The sequence below is a fragment of the Vreelandella azerica genome (assembly GCF_013112225.1).
Classification (GTDB): domain Bacteria; phylum Pseudomonadota; class Gammaproteobacteria; order Pseudomonadales; family Halomonadaceae; genus Vreelandella; species Vreelandella azerica.
Window position 1 is genome coordinate 629,502 of sequence record NZ_JABFHI010000001.1, and the last position, 15,738, is coordinate 645,239.

General features: G+C 57.8%; 10 protein-coding genes and 4 pseudogenes. 13 read left to right on the forward strand and 1 reads right to left on the reverse strand.

What is annotated here, in order from left to right; translation table 11 throughout:
* Window positions 1-12 precede the first annotated feature (12 nt).
* Genes rnc through acpS form a run of 5 tightly spaced genes read left to right on the forward strand, consistent with a single transcriptional unit; the run spans window position 13 to window position 3,515 of the window.
* Window positions 13-705, forward strand: a complete 693-nt coding sequence (gene rnc / locus HLB35_RS03050) for a ribonuclease III (RefSeq protein ID WP_171701433.1) — start codon at window positions 13-15, stop codon at window positions 703-705.
* Window positions 702-1,601, forward strand: coding sequence for a GTPase Era (gene era / locus HLB35_RS03055; protein ID WP_171701434.1), 900 nt, complete (start codon window positions 702-704; stop codon window positions 1,599-1,601). Before rnc ends, era begins: the two co-directional genes overlap by 4 nt.
* 7 nt (window positions 1,602-1,608) lie before the next feature.
* Window positions 1,609-2,328 (forward strand): DNA repair protein RecO, encoded by a 720-nt coding sequence (gene recO / locus HLB35_RS03060; protein WP_171701435.1) that lies wholly within the window; start codon window positions 1,609-1,611, stop codon window positions 2,326-2,328.
* A gap of 33 nt (window positions 2,329-2,361) precedes the next feature.
* The gene (pdxJ, locus tag HLB35_RS03065; protein ID WP_171701598.1) at window positions 2,362-3,207 is read left to right on the forward strand and encodes a pyridoxine 5'-phosphate synthase; all 846 of its coding nucleotides are present in this window, start codon (window positions 2,362-2,364) and stop codon (window positions 3,205-3,207) included.
* A complete protein-coding gene (gene acpS, locus HLB35_RS03070; protein WP_328730888.1) occupies window positions 3,207-3,515 on the forward strand; it encodes a holo-ACP synthase in 309 nt (102 codons plus the stop codon). Before pdxJ ends, acpS begins: the two co-directional genes overlap by 1 nt.
* 51 nt (window positions 3,516-3,566) lie before the next feature.
* On the opposite strand, the gene HLB35_RS03075 is transcribed toward acpS, so the two are convergent.
* Window positions 3,567-6,269 (reverse strand): ATP-binding protein, encoded by a 2,703-nt coding sequence (locus tag HLB35_RS03075; protein WP_171701436.1) that lies wholly within the window; start codon window positions 6,267-6,269, stop codon window positions 3,567-3,569.
* A gap of 91 nt (window positions 6,270-6,360) precedes the next feature.
* Between HLB35_RS03075 and cysM the strand changes: the two are divergent.
* The 8 genes and pseudogenes from cysM to rluF all read left to right on the forward strand — a co-directional run bounded on the left by cysM (window position 6,361) and on the right by rluF (window position 15,664).
* Window positions 6,361-7,256: pseudogene (cysM, locus tag HLB35_RS03080) on the forward strand (cysteine synthase CysM).
* A complete protein-coding gene (locus HLB35_RS18135) occupies window positions 7,256-8,056 on the forward strand; it encodes a TRAM domain-containing protein (protein WP_328730890.1) in 801 nt (266 codons plus the stop codon). The pseudogene cysM and the gene HLB35_RS18135 overlap by 1 nt, the downstream one beginning before the upstream one ends.
* Before the next feature lie 125 nt (window positions 8,057-8,181).
* A pseudogene (locus tag HLB35_RS18140) lies at window positions 8,182-8,439 on the forward strand (23S rRNA (uracil(1939)-C(5))-methyltransferase); the annotation flags it as partial.
* Window positions 8,440-8,579: 140 nt separating this feature from the next.
* Window positions 8,580-8,672 (forward strand): hypothetical protein, encoded by a 93-nt coding sequence (locus HLB35_RS18145; protein WP_328730892.1) that lies wholly within the window; start codon window positions 8,580-8,582, stop codon window positions 8,670-8,672.
* Window positions 8,673-8,742: 70 nt separating this feature from the next.
* Window positions 8,743-11,016: pseudogene (gene relA, locus HLB35_RS03090) on the forward strand (GTP diphosphokinase).
* Window positions 11,017-11,886, forward strand: a complete 870-nt coding sequence (gene mazG / locus HLB35_RS03095; RefSeq protein WP_171701437.1) for a nucleoside triphosphate pyrophosphohydrolase — start codon at window positions 11,017-11,019, stop codon at window positions 11,884-11,886.
* 32 nt (window positions 11,887-11,918) lie between these two features.
* Window positions 11,919-14,567 carry a phosphoenolpyruvate carboxylase gene (gene ppc / locus HLB35_RS03100; RefSeq protein WP_171701438.1) on the forward strand — a complete coding sequence of 883 codons (2,649 nt, stop codon included), beginning with the start codon at window positions 11,919-11,921 and terminating at the stop codon, window positions 14,565-14,567.
* 69 nt (window positions 14,568-14,636) lie between these two features.
* Window positions 14,637-15,664: pseudogene (rluF, locus tag HLB35_RS03105) on the forward strand (23S rRNA pseudouridine(2604) synthase RluF).
* Window positions 15,665-15,738 lie beyond the last annotated feature (74 nt).

The following is a 15,738-nucleotide window of genomic DNA, read 5'->3' on the forward strand; positions in this document are numbered from 1 at the left end:
CGTAGGAGTCCCGTGAGTAATTCCTTGACCGCTTTTTGTCGGCGAATAGGCCATGAGTTTAACGACAGTAGCCTGTTGGAGCTGGCAATGACACACCGCAGCTATGGTGGTCGCAACAATGAGCGCCTGGAGTTTCTGGGTGACTCGATTGTCAATTTTGTGATCGCCGAAGCGCTGTTTGAACGCTTTCCCCAGGCGCGTGAAGGTCAACTTTCACGCTTGAGGGCACGTCTGGTCAAAGGCCAGACGCTGGCCGAACTGGCGCGCGAGATGGCGTTTGGAGAGTGCTTGCGACTGGGGTCGGGTGAGATGAAAAGCGGCGGGCATCGCCGTGAATCCATTCTCGCTGATGCCGTGGAAGCCGTAATTGGTGCCATTTATCTGGATGCTGGCATGGATGCCGTGCGTGAACGCGTAATGGCCTGGTACAGCCAGCGAATGGATAACATTTCCCTGCAAGACACCCAGAAAGACCCGAAAACCCGTTTGCAGGAGTTCCTGCAATCTCGTCAGGCGGCGCTGCCGCGTTACGAGGTAGTTTCTGTTAAGGGCGAAGCTCATGCCCAGACATTTACCGTGGAGTGCCACATCGACCTTCTTGAACAACATACCGTCGGTAAAGGGCCCAGCCGCCGACACGCGGAACAGCAAGCCGCTGCCAAAGCCCTAAGTTTCCTGGAACCGTCCGGAGAAGATACCCAATGAGCCAGACCTGTGGATTTGTGGCCATCGTTGGGCGCCCCAACGTGGGTAAATCAACGTTGATGAATCGTATCCTTGGCCAGAAGGTGTCGATTACCTCACGGCGCCCGCAGACAACGCGGCATCAGGTCATGGGGATCAAGACCGACGGTGACACCCAGTTTGTCTACGTGGATACGCCGGGCATGCATATCATGTCCAAGGATCGCAATAAGGCAATCAACCATTTCATGAACCAGGCGGCGACCCAGGCCCTGCGCGATGTGGATTGCGTGGTGTTCATTATCGACCGGACCCGCTGGAGTGATGAAGATCAGGCCGTGCTCAAGCGCCTGGAACACGTTGAAGCGCCTATTATCCTGGCGGTCAACAAGGTCGACCGCTTGCAGGATAAGGCGTCACTGCTGCCCTGGCTTTCAGAGGTTGGCGCACGGCGTGAGTTTGCGGCCATCATTCCGATTTCGGCCAAGCATGGCACTCAGGTAGATACCCTGGAAGCAGAGGTGGCCAAGCATCTGCCGGAAAGCGTGCACTTCTTCCCGGAAGACCAGATCACGGATAAAAGCATGCGCTTTATGGCCGCCGAGCTGGTACGCGAAAAAATCATGCGTCAGTTAGGTGCTGAGTTGCCCTATCAGGTAACGGTCGAGATTGAAGAGTTCCGCGAAACCGAGCGGGTGACGCATATCAGTGCCCTGATTCTGGTGGAACGCCAGGGCCAGAAGGTGATTCTGATTGGCGACAACGGCGACCGGATCAAGAATATTGGCCGTGAGGCGCGTCTGGATATTGAGCGGGTGCTGGATACCAAGGTCATGCTGAATTTATGGGTCAAGGTAAAACGCGGTTGGTCTGACGATGAACGCGCCCTGAAAAGCCTCGGTTACGATCTCGATTAATAGCCCCATGACTCCCGAACCGGCGTTTTTGCTGCACCGGCGCCCTTATCGCGAGACCAGTGCGCTGGTGGATCTGCTCACCCTCAATCATGGCCGGATACGGGCCGTTGCACGGGGCGTACAGCGCCCCAGTGCCAAAGCCCGTCAGCGCTTACAGCCGTTTACGCCGCTGTTTGTTAACTGGCGGGGCGAGCGCGAGCTGAAAACCCTGGTGGTGATGGAATCCCGTGGGCATACTGCATTGCTGGTGGGAGAAGGCTTGCTGTGTGGGCTGTACGCCAATGAAATCGCCACCCGACTGTTGCCGCTTGAACTGCCCAGCAGTGATGTTTTTGCGTTTTATACGGCTCTGCTTGAGGCTCTGCCGTTACCCGCTGAGCGCGGCCTGGCACTGCGCCGCTATGAATGGGCGCTGCTGGAAGCACTGGATGCCACGCCGCGCTTTACTACCCCTCAGGGAGAAGTGCTGGATACTCACCAGCGTTATCGGTTTGATGCGGCAAGCCGTGGGTTTTCGCCTGCTGAGCGCGGCCTGGAAGGGCGCACCCTGCGACACATTGAGCAGGGTGACTGGCATCAGCCAGCGCTGGCGCAGGCGTTGAAAATGGTCATGCGCGCAGCGCTGGCGCCCTTGTTGGGCACGCAGGAGCTGCGTTCCCGCCGTCTGATGCTGGACCTTGCCCAGCGGCGCCGACCCAACCATGATGGCGTGGGGTCGACTCACTGATCGCTTATTATCAAGATCCTGTCATCACGTTTTATTACCAAGCTATCAAGTTTTCCCAGCTGGAGGCGTTATGCATCCCCCCGTATTTTACTCGGCGTGAACATCGACCATATTGCCACCCTGCGCCAAGCCCGTGGCACCCGTTATCCAGACCCGGTTCAGGCAGCCTTGCTGGCTGAAGAGGCCGGAGCGGACGGCATCACCGTTCATCTGCGCGAAGACCGGCGCCATATCCAGCCGCGCGACGTACGCCTGCTGGCCGAAGTGCTTAACACCCGTATGAACCTGGAAATGGCGGTGACCGAAGAAATGCTGGCGCTGGCGGAAGAGGTTCGTCCCGCCCACGTCTGTCTGGTGCCCGAAAAGCGCGAGGAGTTGACCACCGAAGGCGGCCTTGATGTGGTGGGTGGGTTTACGGCTATTGAAGCTGCCTGCCAGCGTCTGGCGGCGATAGGCTGTGACGTATCCTTGTTCATTGACCTTGAGCAGGCCCAGATCGATGCGGCGGTTCGTGCGGGCGCGCCGACCATTGAGCTGCATACCGGCGCCTTTGCCGAGGCACCGATTGGCAGCCAGGCCGCCGAAGCCGAGTACCACCGCCTGACCCAGGCAGCTCATATGGCTAACGAGGCCGGACTGGTCGTCAATGCCGGACACGGGCTCAACTATCATAATTGTGAAATCATTGCCGCCATTCCGGGTATCAATGAGCTCAATATCGGCCATGCTATTATTGCCCGAGCAATGTTTGTGGGCCTCAAGGAGGCCGTGGTCGAGATGAAGCGATTGATTATTGCTGGCCAGGAAGCAGGCCTGATGGCGGCGCTGGACGCGCACGATCATGACCATGACGATCACCAGAGCTGCTGTGGGCATTAATGATTGTTGGCATAGGTTCTGATATCGCCCGGGTGGGGCGCTTTGAGCAGGCCATGGCACGCCACGGCGAGCGCTTTGCCCAGCGTATACTCGGCCCGGAGGAGCAGCAGGTGCTGGCCAGCCAAGCTCTAGCAGCCGGTTATCTTGCCAAGCGCTTTGCCGCCAAGGAGGCGTTTGTCAAAGCGCTTGGTTCCGGGCTGCGTCACGGCATTCAATGGGGGATATCCAGGTGCTTAACGATCACCTCGGCAAACCCTACCTGCAGCTCGATGGCCATGCCAAGGCATATGCCCAAAAACTCGAGGTAAGCGCCATGCATGTCAGCTTGAGTGATGAAGCCGACTACGCGCTGGCGTTTGTTATTCTTGAACGTTTTCCAGACGCTTACGCTCGTCAATCAGGCGTTTAATCGACGCGTAAAGGTCGTTCAGCAACGGCTTGGCATCCTGCATTCCGCCGGTGCGAATTCGCGTTTCCAGGGTTTCAACCAGTAGTGCCAGCTCAGGGGCACCGCAATAGCGGCTGCTGCCATTCAGGTAGTGAACGGCATCGAGTAGCGCCTGCTCATCCTGCTCCTTCAATGCCTGAGTAATGCTGCTCTGGGCATCGTTCAGAGTATCAATCAGTGCCAGCAGCTGTTGGCGTGCCGCTTCTTCGTTACCTTTGATCAATTGAGCGCCCAGTTCCAGATCTACAATCGGCAGGGTGTTGCGCTGGCGAGGTAAGGTCTCTGGCAATGCAGCGGCAGCAGGGTAAAGGTTAATACCCAGAAAACGCTGAATCAGCTGGCCGAGCTGGCGCTCATTTACTGGCTTGATTAATACGTCCTCCATACCTGCATCCAGCCACTGTTGGCGCTCCTGATGCAGCGCATGAGCGGTGACCGCAACGATCGGACAGGAAATCCAGGGCCCGCCCAGACGGCGAATGGCCTGCAGGGTCTGAACGCCGTTCATATGCGGCATACGAATATCCATCAGAATCAGATCAAAAGCTGGTTCGGCCTCTCTGGCCAGCGTCAGAGCATGTGACCCGCTATCAGCAGTGCTCACTTGTATCGCTTCATGCTGAAGCATGGCCTGGAGCAATTCCCGATTGGAGGTGTTGTCGTCGACGACCAGCACGCTGCGCTGTTGAGGGGCAGCGTTATTTTCGATAACGGGCGGCGGTGTCATCGGGGCCTGGTTGAACAGCTGTTGTTGAATGGCATCTGCCAGTGCATCGCGGCCAACCGGTTTGCATAACAGCTGGCCGCCCTGGGGCATATGAAAGGTACTGGCATCAATATCCTGGCTGTTGGCCAGTATTAATGTGGGGCAAGGGGCTGATTGAATAATGGTCTGCAGCTTAGCGTGATAGGGCGAGCGGCAGTCTTCAAGGGTGACGCCCACCACCAGTAGCCGGCATTGATCCAGAGCGGTAATCGGCATGACCTGACCGCCCCAGCGCTGAATCAGGTGTTCCAGCATGAAGCGCGTCGGTGTATGGCTTTCATGCAGGTATATGGCAGGGCTTGCCAGAGTGAGTTCATGGGGGCGGGGTTCGGCATTGTTTGCCAGCATGGACAGCGTGAACGAGAAAGTGGCGCCTTGCCCCTGGGCGCTTTCCACCTCGATATCGCCGCCCATGCGCTGAATCAGCTGGCGGCAAATATTCAACCCCAGGCCGCTACCACCAAACTCACGGCTGTGGCTGGGCTCGGCCTGGGTGAACGCTCTGAACAGCTGTTGCTGCTGGTTTTCACTCAAACCGATACCGGTGTCGGTAACGCTGATGCGCAGCACGGCGCGGTGGGTATCCTGTAACGCATCCACTGAATCATCCAGCATAACCCGCACAATCACATCACCCTGGTGGGTAAACTTGACGGCATTGCTGACCAGATTGCTGAGCACCTGACGGATACGCAGCGGATCGCCCTGAAGATGTGTAGGTACATCGTCATAGACCATGCCAAGAATCTGCAGCTGTTTGCGCTGTGCCTCCGGTGCGTGCAGGCCGATCACTTCCTCAACAAGCTTCACCATGTCAATATTGGTTTTTTCAAGCGTTAGCCGATTGGCTTCAAGCTTGGAAAAATCGAGGACGTCATTGACCAGCATCAAGAGGTTGTCGCAGGCGCGATGCACGTGCTGTAGCCATTCCTGTTGGCGCTCTTCCAGTCTTGAACGCCCTAGCAAACGGCAAAAGCCGATAATACCGTTCAAGGGTGTGCGGATTTCATGGCTCATGTTGGCCAGGAACTCTGACTTCACCGCATTGGCGCGCAGGGCACTGCGATGGGCCAGATCAAGTTTGATATTCTGTTCTTCGATGGTTTCCATCGATTCCTGCAGTTCACTGGTCGCCTGTTCAATCTGGGCCTGCATATCCTGTTGGGCCCTTTGCATATTGTCAGCCAGAGTGTTGATATTGTCGGCCAGCTCACGGTGTTCGGCAGTGGCGGGTGGGGTCAGTGCAAAACGGTAATCTCCCCGGGAAAGTCGGTAGAGTGCCTGGTTGGCTTCTTCCAGCGGATGGGCGACAAAGCGGCTCACGGTGAAGGCAATCAGGAACAGGCCAAGCCCCAGCACCATGCCACCCAGGCTGAAGATCGCAATCCAGCGATATTGTTCAAGGCGCAGAATGCGGGTATCCATTTCTGCGCTGATCCAGCCAGGAGATGTGTCGTCTGCCTGTAGCGCGGGCAACGCTCTGGTCAGTTGCCAGATAGGCGCCTGATCATTTAGCCGGAAATCTTCTTCAGGTGCGTCAAGAGAGGTTGATAAGGGTGAGCGGCCCAGGGAAATCAGATGGTTACCCTGATTGTCATACAGGATCATCGAGCGTAGCCCCAACTGCTCGAAAAAACGCCGTGCCACCTGATCAAGGGTGGCCGCATCGCTATCAGCCAGCGCCTGGGAAAGCAAAGGAGCGGCTACTTCACTGCTGTTTGACAGGCGCTCGTTCAGCAGGCGGTAGGATTTGTCATCATTGTGAACCACAAACAGCAACGCCATAGCGGCGTAAACGACTAATGGAATACCCATTAATGTAACAAGAAGGCGGGTGCTCAAAGACATGAAAAGCGCTCAGTAATTCAGTGTGGTTACCTGTCCAGCCCAGGCTCGCACCGATATAATGCCGCATAACGGTCAAGATAAGGAATGCATGATGGATTATCCCACGCTAGAAGATGTGGTCGGCAATACGCCACTGGTTCGCCTCAAGCGTATCACGGCGGGGCGTAACAATACGCTACTTGGCAAGCTTGAGGGCAACAACCCGGCAGGCTCTGTCAAGGATCGTCCGGCGCTGTCCATGCTGGTTGAAGCAGAAGCCCGTGGAGAAATTCAGCCCGGTGATACCTTGATCGAGGCAACCTCAGGCAATACGGGAATCGCTCTGGCCATGGCAGCCGCCCTCAAAGGTTACAAGATGGTGCTGGTGATGCCGGAAAATGCCTCTGCCGAGCGCAAGCAGGCCATGGCTGCCTATGGTGCCAAACTGATTTCGGCCTCCCAGTCAGGCGGAATGGAAGAAGCTCGGGACATCGCTAATGCGATGATTTCCCGCGGCGAGGGTAAGCGCTTGGATCAGTTCGCGAACCCGGATAACCCTCTGGCCCATTATCGCACTACAGGCCCGGAAATATGGCGCCAGACGGGGGCGAAGTGACGCATTTTGTCAGCTCCATGGGCACCACCGGCACCATCATGGGGGTATCGCGCTTTCTCAAGGAGCAAAACCCCAATATCCAGATTGTCGGTTTGCAACCAGCGGACGGGGCCAGTATTCCGGGTATCCGCCGCTGGCCAGAAGCCTATTTACCGAGTATTTTTGAACCGCCACGGGTGGATATCACTCTGGATATCAGTCAGCAGGAAGCGGAAGAACACATGCGCCGCCTGGCCAGGGAAGAAGGCATTCTCGCCGGTGTGTCTGCTGGTGGCGGCCTGGCAGGTGCCCTGCGCATTGCCGAGCAGAGTGAAAACGCGGTGATCGCCTTTATTGTTTGTGACCGTGGTGACCGCTATCTTTCCACTGGCCTCTTTGCGCCGGAGCTATAATGGCAATGCTCGGTAAACGTCGTCCCGCCAGGCCTGCATCGGGAAAGTCGGGGCTGGCGCGCCAGGAAAAATCTCACACCGCCAAGGTGGAAAGCGATGACAGCCGCTTGATTATCGAACGCCTCGCCCATGATGGCCGAGGCGTAGCGCACTGGCCTTCAGGCAAGGCCGTGTTTGTGGATCAGGCTTTGCCGGGAGAAAGCGTCGACGTCGCGATACATTGCACCCGTAAACGTTTTGACGAAGCCCATGTGCGTGAACTTCATGACCCATCATCCCAGCGGGTGACACCGCCCTGTGCCCATTTCGGGCAGTGTGGCGGCTGTGATTTACAGCATATGGCGCTTGCCGCCCAGCGCGAGCACAAACGTCATGTAGTGGCTGAGTTGTTGGCGCGCCAGGGGCTTGAATGGACGGGCGAAACAGGCTGCCTGGCCACTGACCAAACTGCCTACCGTCGGCGCGCCCGGTTGGGCGTCAACGTGGATCGCGACGGCCATGTGCTGATGGGGTTTCGTGCCCAGCGTAGCCATCGCCTAGTAGATGTTGAACACTGCCATGTGCTGGTGCCCGCATTGCAAACACTGCTGGCGCCGTTACGAACGCTTTTGAACAGCCTGGACGCTCCCAGAGACGTGGGCCACATTGAACTGCTGGCAACGCCAGCGCAATGCGTGGTGATAGTCCGCCAGTTGAACGCACGGCCAGCCGATGAGCAGCGTTGGCAGGCCTTTGCTGAAGAGCATCAACTGGCGCTGGGCATGCTCGTCGGGCGGGAAAAATTGCTACTCGGGGCGTAAAGATGCACTGGCATGGTGCGGAGCCGACGCTGGTAGACCTCCTGACCTTGCCGACAACGGGGGCTTTGGCGTTGTCGTTTGCGGCGGGCGATTTTATTCAGGTCAATGCAGACGTCAACCAGCGCATGGTGGCGCAGGTAATCGAATGGCTGGCGCCGGTTGAAAGTGAACAAATACTGGACTTGTTTGCCGGTATTGGTAACTTTAGTTTACCGGTTGCCATGTCGGGTGCCAGTGTGCACGCCGTGGAAGGTAACTCTGCCATGGTGGCACGCATTGCAGCGAATGCCCGTCACCATCAGTTGCCGGTCAGCGGCCAGCAGGCGGATCTGAACGACGCGGGCAGTGTTGCTGAATTGCTTGAAACGCTGCGCCCGGATGCAGTGATTCTCGACCCGCCGCGCAATGGCGCTGAAACGGTCTGTCAGGCGCTCGGTAAGTTGGCCGCGCGGGCGAGCAGCGGCCAAGGGTGGCGTATATTTCCTGCGATCCGGCGACCCTGGCGCGAGATACGGCACACCTTGTGCATGGCGGTTATCGCATCAAACAGGTCGCGGTGGCCGATATGTTTGTACACACGGCCCATATGGAAACCGTGATGCTGCTGGAAGTCTAGATCGTTCAGTCAGCTCCAATTCAAGACGCATCGTCATTGACGGTGGCCTGGATAAAGGTGAGTAAACAAGATGGTCAAAGTGCGTGAAGACCAGCCGCTCACCTCGAGCGGAAACGTAGATATTCAGCAATGGCTGGCACGTCTGCAAGAGGATGTACGGTTGCGTGACCCTGACCGGTTAGCGCAGGCCTGCGAGTGGGCCCAGAGGCTGGAAAGCGAGGCACCTGATACCCATAGAGTGCGCTCAGGGCCAGGATCGAGTTTCCGGATGGGGCTGGAAATGGCCGATATCCTGGGTGAACTCAAGCTTGATCAGACGGCGCTTGAAGCCGCCGTTCTGTATCGTTCGGTGCGTGAAGCGCTGATTACCCTGGAAGCCGTTGAAAAGCGCTTCGGCAGCGAGGTTGCCGGTCTGATTGATGGTGTGCTGCAGATGGCAGCCATCAGTCAGCCTTATACGCCCAATAACACCATGAATCAGCACAATCAGCAGGAAAACCTGCGCAAGATGTTGGTCAATATGGTCGATGATGTGCGTGTGGCGCTGATCAAGATTGCCGAACGCACCTGCGCATTGCGCCAGGTCAAGGACGCGCCGCTGGAAAAAGCCTGCAGGTTGCCCGGGAAGTCTCGGACATTTATGCCCCCTGGCGCATCGTCTGGGTATTGGGCAGATCAAGTGGGAGCTGGAAGATCTGTCGTTTCGCTACCTTCATGAAGACGATTACAAGGCGATTGCCAAGCTGCTCGCCGAAAAGCGCCTTGATCGTGACCGCTATATCACCGAGGTGATGGATACCCTCAAGCAGCTGATGGAAGCCCAGCATATCCATCACTATGATGTCAGCGGTCGTGCCAAGCATATCTATTCGATCTGGCGCAAGATGCAGCGTAAGAAGATCGATTTTTCCCAGGTTCATGATATTCGTGCGGTGCGCATCCTGGTGCCTGAAGTGACCGACTGCTACACCGTGTTGGGGATTGTGCATTCACGCTGGCATCACGTGCCTAACGAGTTTGACGATTATATTGCCAACCCCAAGAAGAACGGCTATCAGTCACTGCATACGGCGGTATTCGGCCCGGAGAGCAAGGTGCTGGAAATCCAGATTCGCACCTTTGCTATGCATGACGAAGCCGAACTGGGGGTCTGCGCTCATTGGCGCTACAAGGGCCACGATACCAACGCTAAAAGCCGCAGCTATGAAGAGAAAATTGCCTGGCTGCGTCAGGTGCTTGAGTGGCAAGACGAAGTGGGCGACTTCAGCGACCTGCGCGAGGGGCTCAGCAGCGATGTTGCCCCTGACCGCATCTATGTTTTCACTCCGGATGGCCACGTCATTGACCTGCCGCGTATCGCCACGCCTATCGACTTTGCTTATCGGGTGCATACCGAGATTGGCCACCGCTGCCGGGGCGCCAAGGTCAATGGGCGGATTGTCCCGCTGACCTACACGCTCAAGACCGGTCAACAGGTCGAGATTCTGACCGCCAGCAAGGGCGGGCCGAGCCGCGACTGGCTGAACCCGAACCTCGGCTATGTGCGTACTTCCCGGGCGCGGGCCAAGATCCAGGCCTGGTTCAAGTATCAGGCCCGCGATCAGAATGTTGAGGAAGGCCGTGCCCTGTTTGAGCGTGAAATGCGCCGCCTGGATGTGGAAGGTCTTGATCTCAAGCCGCTGGCAAAAGCGGTTAACTACGTATCAGCAGAGGATATGTACGCGGCCCTTGGCGCCGGTGACCTGCGGATTGGTCAGGTACTTCACCAGGCCCAGCAGCTGTTTGGTGAACACGACGACCAGGAACAGCTTGACCGCCTGTTGGCCAAACCCCGCCGCCAGCCGAGTAAGGCCAACAAGAGCAATATCACCGTGCTGGGGGTAGGTAATCTCAAGACCAGTATGGCCAATTGTTGCAGCCCGGTGCCCAATGAGCCGATCGTCGGCTTCATCACCCAGGGGCGTGGCGTCACCGTGCACCGTCAGATTGCCCGAACATTCTGCAGTTACGGGTCGACGAACCCCAGCGCATCATTGAAGTGGAATGGGGTGAGCAGGCGCAGACCCGCTATCCGGTCACCATTGAAATCCAGGCCTGGGATCGCTCCGGCTTGCTGCGCGATGTGACTGGCCTTCTGGGCAATGAAAAGGTCAACGTACTGGCGGTGAATACTCTGACCGATACCGATGAAGGTATTGCCCGGCTGCGTATCATCCTTGAGGTGGAAGGGCTTGAAGCCCTGGGCCGCTTGTTCTCGCGTATTCAGCAGCTGCCAAATGTCACCGAAGTGCGCCGCTTGCGCGATGCCAACCCTAGCAAGTCTTCCCGCCTGGGAGGTGTCTGAATGCGCTATCAACTGGAAGACCTGTTGACCCTGATGGCAGTGTTGCGGGACGCCGAGCAAGGTTGCCCCTGGGATATCAAGCAGGATTGGGACAGCATCATTCCCCACACCCTGGAAGAAGCCTATGAAGTGGCCGATGCGATCGAACGGCGTGCCTTCGATGAGCTACCCGGTGAACTGGGAGACCTGCTGTTTCAGGTGGTGTATTACGCCCAGTTCGGGGCTGAGGAAAAGCGTTTCGATTTCCATACGGTGGTCGATACGCTGACCGCCAAGATGCTGCGTCGTCACCCACATGTGTTTCCCGACGGTACCCTGGCATCTCGCCGCCCACCGGGGGTTAGCGCTGAAGACGTTCAGACCCGGCAGGTCAATTCTCGCTGGGAAGCGCTCAAGGCCGAGGAAAGAGCCGACAGGGCCGAGCAGCCACCGTCGGTGCTTGATGACGTGCCGCGAACACTGCCGGCGCTGAGCCGTGCCAACAAGCTGACCAAACGGGCTGCCCGGGTCGGGTTTGACTGGCCCGACAGCCGAGGTGTGCTGGCCAAGATACGTGAGGAATTGGCCGAAGTGGAGGAAGCGCTTGAGGCCGGTGATGAGGCGCATGTCCGTGAAGAAGTCGGGGATCTGCTGTTTGCCGTCACCAATCTGGCACGCACGTTAAAGGCTGACCCGGAGCAGTGCCTGCGCGCTACTAATGGCAAATTTGAACGCCGCTTTCGTTATGTCGAGGAAGCCCTTGCAGCCGCTGGGCAGCCACTGGCCGAGGCCTCGCTGGATGACATGGAGACCCATTGGCAGACTGCCAAGGCAAAGGAAAAGGCAGCATGCAAGATACAGGCGTTTGACAATGATTCTCAAAAAACCTAACGACCCATGCGATCCCGCCAGGAGGCCACGCCATGAGCCATGACCTACATGAGTCGCTGCGCGATAACGTCCGCATTCTCGGTGACAGTCTAGGCCGCACCATTGCAGACGATCTGGGCCAGTCGTTCGTCAACAAGATTGAAGCCATACGCGCCCACGCCAAGCAGGGGCGTCAGGGTGACAGCCTGCATCAGCGGGAGCTGATTGACTACCTGCGCAAGCTGCCTGAGCAGGATCTGCTGCCGGTCACCCGTGCCTTCAACCAGTTTCTGAACCTGGCCAATATTGCCGAGCAGCACTACCGCGCGCGCTTTCGCCGGGTGGAAGACTACAAGCCCGGCAGCCAGCCGGTGTTGGGTGAATTGCTGGCGCGAGCGGAAAAAGCCGGTAACTCGCCGCGCAGCCTGGTGGAAACGCTGGCCAATATGCGCGTTGAGTTGGTGCTGACCGCCCACCCGACTGAGGTTATCCGCCGCACTCTGATCCAGAAATACGATGCCATTGACGACTGCCTGACAGCCATAGAAGGCAGCGATGATTATCCGGAACGCGGCACCCGTGCCCAGGGGCGCCTGGAGGAGTTGATCAGCCAGGCCTGGCATACCGATGAAATTCGTCATGAAAGGCCCACTCCTGTTGATGAAGCCAAGTGGGGCTTTGCGGTGATTGAAAACTCGCTGTGGCAGGCGGTGCCGGATTTTCACCGCGACCTGGATAACCTGCTGCTGGAAACAGCGGGCGAGCGTCTGCCGTTGGATGCCGCCCCGATTCGCTACGCTTCCTGGATGGGCGGTGACCGTGACGGCAACCCCAATGTAACCGCCAAGGTGACCCGTGAAGTGCTGCTGCTCGGCCGCTGGATGGCCGCCGACCTTTACCTGCGCGATCTGGAGCAGTTGAAAACCGAGCTTTCGATGTGGAAGGCCAACAGCGCCCTGAGAGCAGACGTTGGCGAGGTGGCCGAACCTTACCGTGAACTACTCAAGCGCCTGCTGGTGAGGGTTGAAGCTACCCGGGACTGGGCCAAGGCGCAGTTGGATGGCGAGCGGATCGACCCTGGGCCGATTATTGAAACCCGCGACCAGCTGTATGCGCCTCTTTTAACCTGCTACCGCTCGCTGTGCGATGTCGGGCTGGATACGATTGCCAACGGTGCCCTGCTGGATACGCTACGCCGGGTGGCGGTATTCGGCGTGACCCTGACCAAGCTTGACCTGCGTCAGGAAGGCAGCCGCCATGCTCAGGTGATGGAAGAGCTGACCGCGACCCTGGGGCTTGGCCACTATGGCGACTGGAACGAGACCCAGCGCCAGGAGTTTCTACTGGCCGAGCTGGCCTCCCAGCGGCCGCTGATTCCGCGCCGCTGGGAATGCTCAGCGGAAACCCGGGAAGTGCTGGATACCTTCAGGGTCATTGCCCAGGAGCATCAGGAAGCCCTGGGTACCTATATTATTTCCATGGCAGCTCAGCCATCGGACGTGCTGGCGGTGGCATTGCTGATGAAGGAAGTGGGGGGCCAGGTCAAGCTGCCGATAGCGCCGCTGTTTGAAACCTTGAATGACCTGGATCACGCCGCGGAGGTGATTGATCAGCTGCTGGCACTGCCCGGTTACCGGGCGCTGACCGATGAGCGCCAAGAAGTCATGATCGGCTATTCAGACTCCGCCAAGGATGCCGGCCAGCTGGCGGCTGCCTGGGCGCAGTACCGCGCCCAGGAATCGCTGGTCAACGTCTGTGAAAAACACGGCGTTGATCTGACCCTGTTCCACGGTCGGGGTGGCACGGTGGGCCGGGGCGGCGGCCCGGCTCATGCGGCGATTCTTTCCCAGCCTCCCGGTTCGGTGAACGGCAGCCTCAGGGTGACCGAACAGGGCGAAATGATCCGTTTCAAGTTTGGCCAGCCGGATATTGCCCTGCGCTCCATGGAAATTTACGCCTGCGCGGTGCTTGAGGCGACACTGTTGCCGCCGCCGGAGCCTGAACCCCACTGGCGGGAAGAAATGAATCGCCTGGCTGAAGTAGCCCATGCCGCCTACGTCGGCGTGGTGCGTGAAGACCAGGACTTTGTGCCTTATTTCCGCGCGGTCACGCCGGAAGGCGTGCTTGGCCGCCTGCCACTGGGGTCACGCCCGACCAAGCGCCGTCAGGACGGCGGAGTGGAAACCCTGCGGGCGATTCCGTGGATTTTTGCCTGGACCCAGATCCGCTTGATGCTGCCTGCCTGGTTAGGTAGTGGAGAAGCCTTTTCACGCCGTCTTGAAGAGCCGGGCGGACGTGAGGTGCTGCGGGAAATGCGTACCCAGTGGCCCTTCTTTGGTACCTATCTGGATATGTTGGAAATGCTGCTGGCCAAGGCCGATGTGGCGATTGCTGCCTATTACGAATATCGCCTGGTCGACGAGCCTTCCCTGAAAGCGCTGGGTCAGAAACTGCGTGATCGCTTCGGGCGCCTGGAAGAGGTGGTGCTGGAGATCCTCCAGCAGGAGGAGTTGCTGGAGAATACCCCGCTGATCCGTCAGGCGATTGATGTGCGTAATCCCTATATCGATCCACTTCACGGCCTGCAGGCAGAGCTTCTGCAGCGTAACCGTGATGCCGATGGTGCGATCAGCGCTGACCTTTCCCGTGCCCTCATGGTCACCATGGCAGGTATTGCGGCAGGCCTGCGTAATACCGGTTGACCGGCTTCTATGTAGCGCCAGCCCCTTACCCTCGGGGGCTGGCAACTTCTGTTTGATGACATCTGGTTGATGGTTTATGCCCCTGCGAAAACTACGCGTATCAATAAATACATCAGCGAAAGTGGCTTGTGCTCACGCCGCGAAGCCGACCGCTTTGTGGAACAGGGCAACGTCTGGATCAACGGTCGCCGCGCGACGACGGGCGATCAGGTAACGGCCGGGGATAGGGTGAAGGTCAACGGCCAGGAAATCGAGCCTCAGGAAGAAGAAGACCTGATCCTGATCGCGCTGAATAAACCGGTCGGCATTGTCAGCACCACTGAAAAGGCGGAAAAAGACAATATCGTCGATTTCGTGCAACATGCCGTGCGCATCTTCCCCATAGGGCGGCTGGACAAGGATTCCCAGGGGCTTATATTGCTGACTAATAACGGTGATTTGGTCAATAAAATCCTGCGCGCCAATAATAATCATGAGAAAGAATATACGGTGACGGTGAACAAGCCGATTACCGATGAATTTATTGAAGGCATGCAGAACGGCGTACCGATTCTTGGCCAGGTGACCAAAAAATGCCGGGTCAGCAAGGAATCGACCTTTGTATTTACCATTACCCTGGTGCAAGGCCTGAACCGCCAGATTCGCCGTATGTGCGAGTATTTCGGCTATGAAGTGACCCAGCTGGTGCGTACCCGCATCATGAATGTCTCCCTCAAGGGCATTGCCCTGGGCGACTGGCGGGATCTGACGCCCAAAGAAATTGATACCATTATCCAGCTGACTGAAACGTCTCAGGCGGCGCCTGATAAACAATCACCCGCGCGGCCAAACAAGGCTCGATCTAGCGCGGCCCGACCGGACGCGGCCCGACCCGACTACAACGGCGGTGCTGGTAAAGGGCCTGGCAAAAAAGCCGCCAAAGGTAAAAAGGCCTCAGGTAAGTCATCCAGCGGGCCAAAAGGCAACCCTGCGGGTAAGCATCCCCCAAACCCAAAGCGGCTAAACCGGCTGTAAAAGGCCAGCCGGGTAAAGCGGGTAAGGCCGCTGGCGGTCGTGGTAAATCCATGAGCGGAAAGCCCAGGCGGCATAAAAAATAAAGGTGCTGCTGGCCCGTTGAGTCGTTAATAGACTGGACTGCTAATAAGTTCAGCTTCTAATAAACAGTCGCACG

What these genes read in the sequence shown, in the direction of transcription:
- recO (WP_171701435.1), top strand. Translation starts at nt 1,609, where the DNA reads ATGACTCCCGAACCGGCGTTTTTGCTGCACCGGCGCCCTTATCGCGAG.
- HLB35_RS03075 (WP_171701436.1), bottom strand. Translation starts at nt 6,269, where the DNA reads ATGTCTTTGAGCACCCGCCTTCTTGTTACATTAATGGGTATTCCATTA.
- mazG (WP_171701437.1), top strand. Translation starts at nt 11,017, where the DNA reads ATGCGCTATCAACTGGAAGACCTGTTGACCCTGATGGCAGTGTTGCGG.
- era (WP_171701434.1), top strand. Translation starts at nt 702, where the DNA reads ATGAGCCAGACCTGTGGATTTGTGGCCATCGTTGGGCGCCCCAACGTG.
- HLB35_RS18135 (WP_328730890.1), top strand. Translation starts at nt 7,256, where the DNA reads ATGGCAATGCTCGGTAAACGTCGTCCCGCCAGGCCTGCATCGGGAAAG.
- acpS (WP_328730888.1), top strand. Translation starts at nt 3,207, where the DNA reads ATGATTGTTGGCATAGGTTCTGATATCGCCCGGGTGGGGCGCTTTGAG.
- ppc (WP_171701438.1), top strand. Translation starts at nt 11,919, where the DNA reads ATGAGCCATGACCTACATGAGTCGCTGCGCGATAACGTCCGCATTCTC.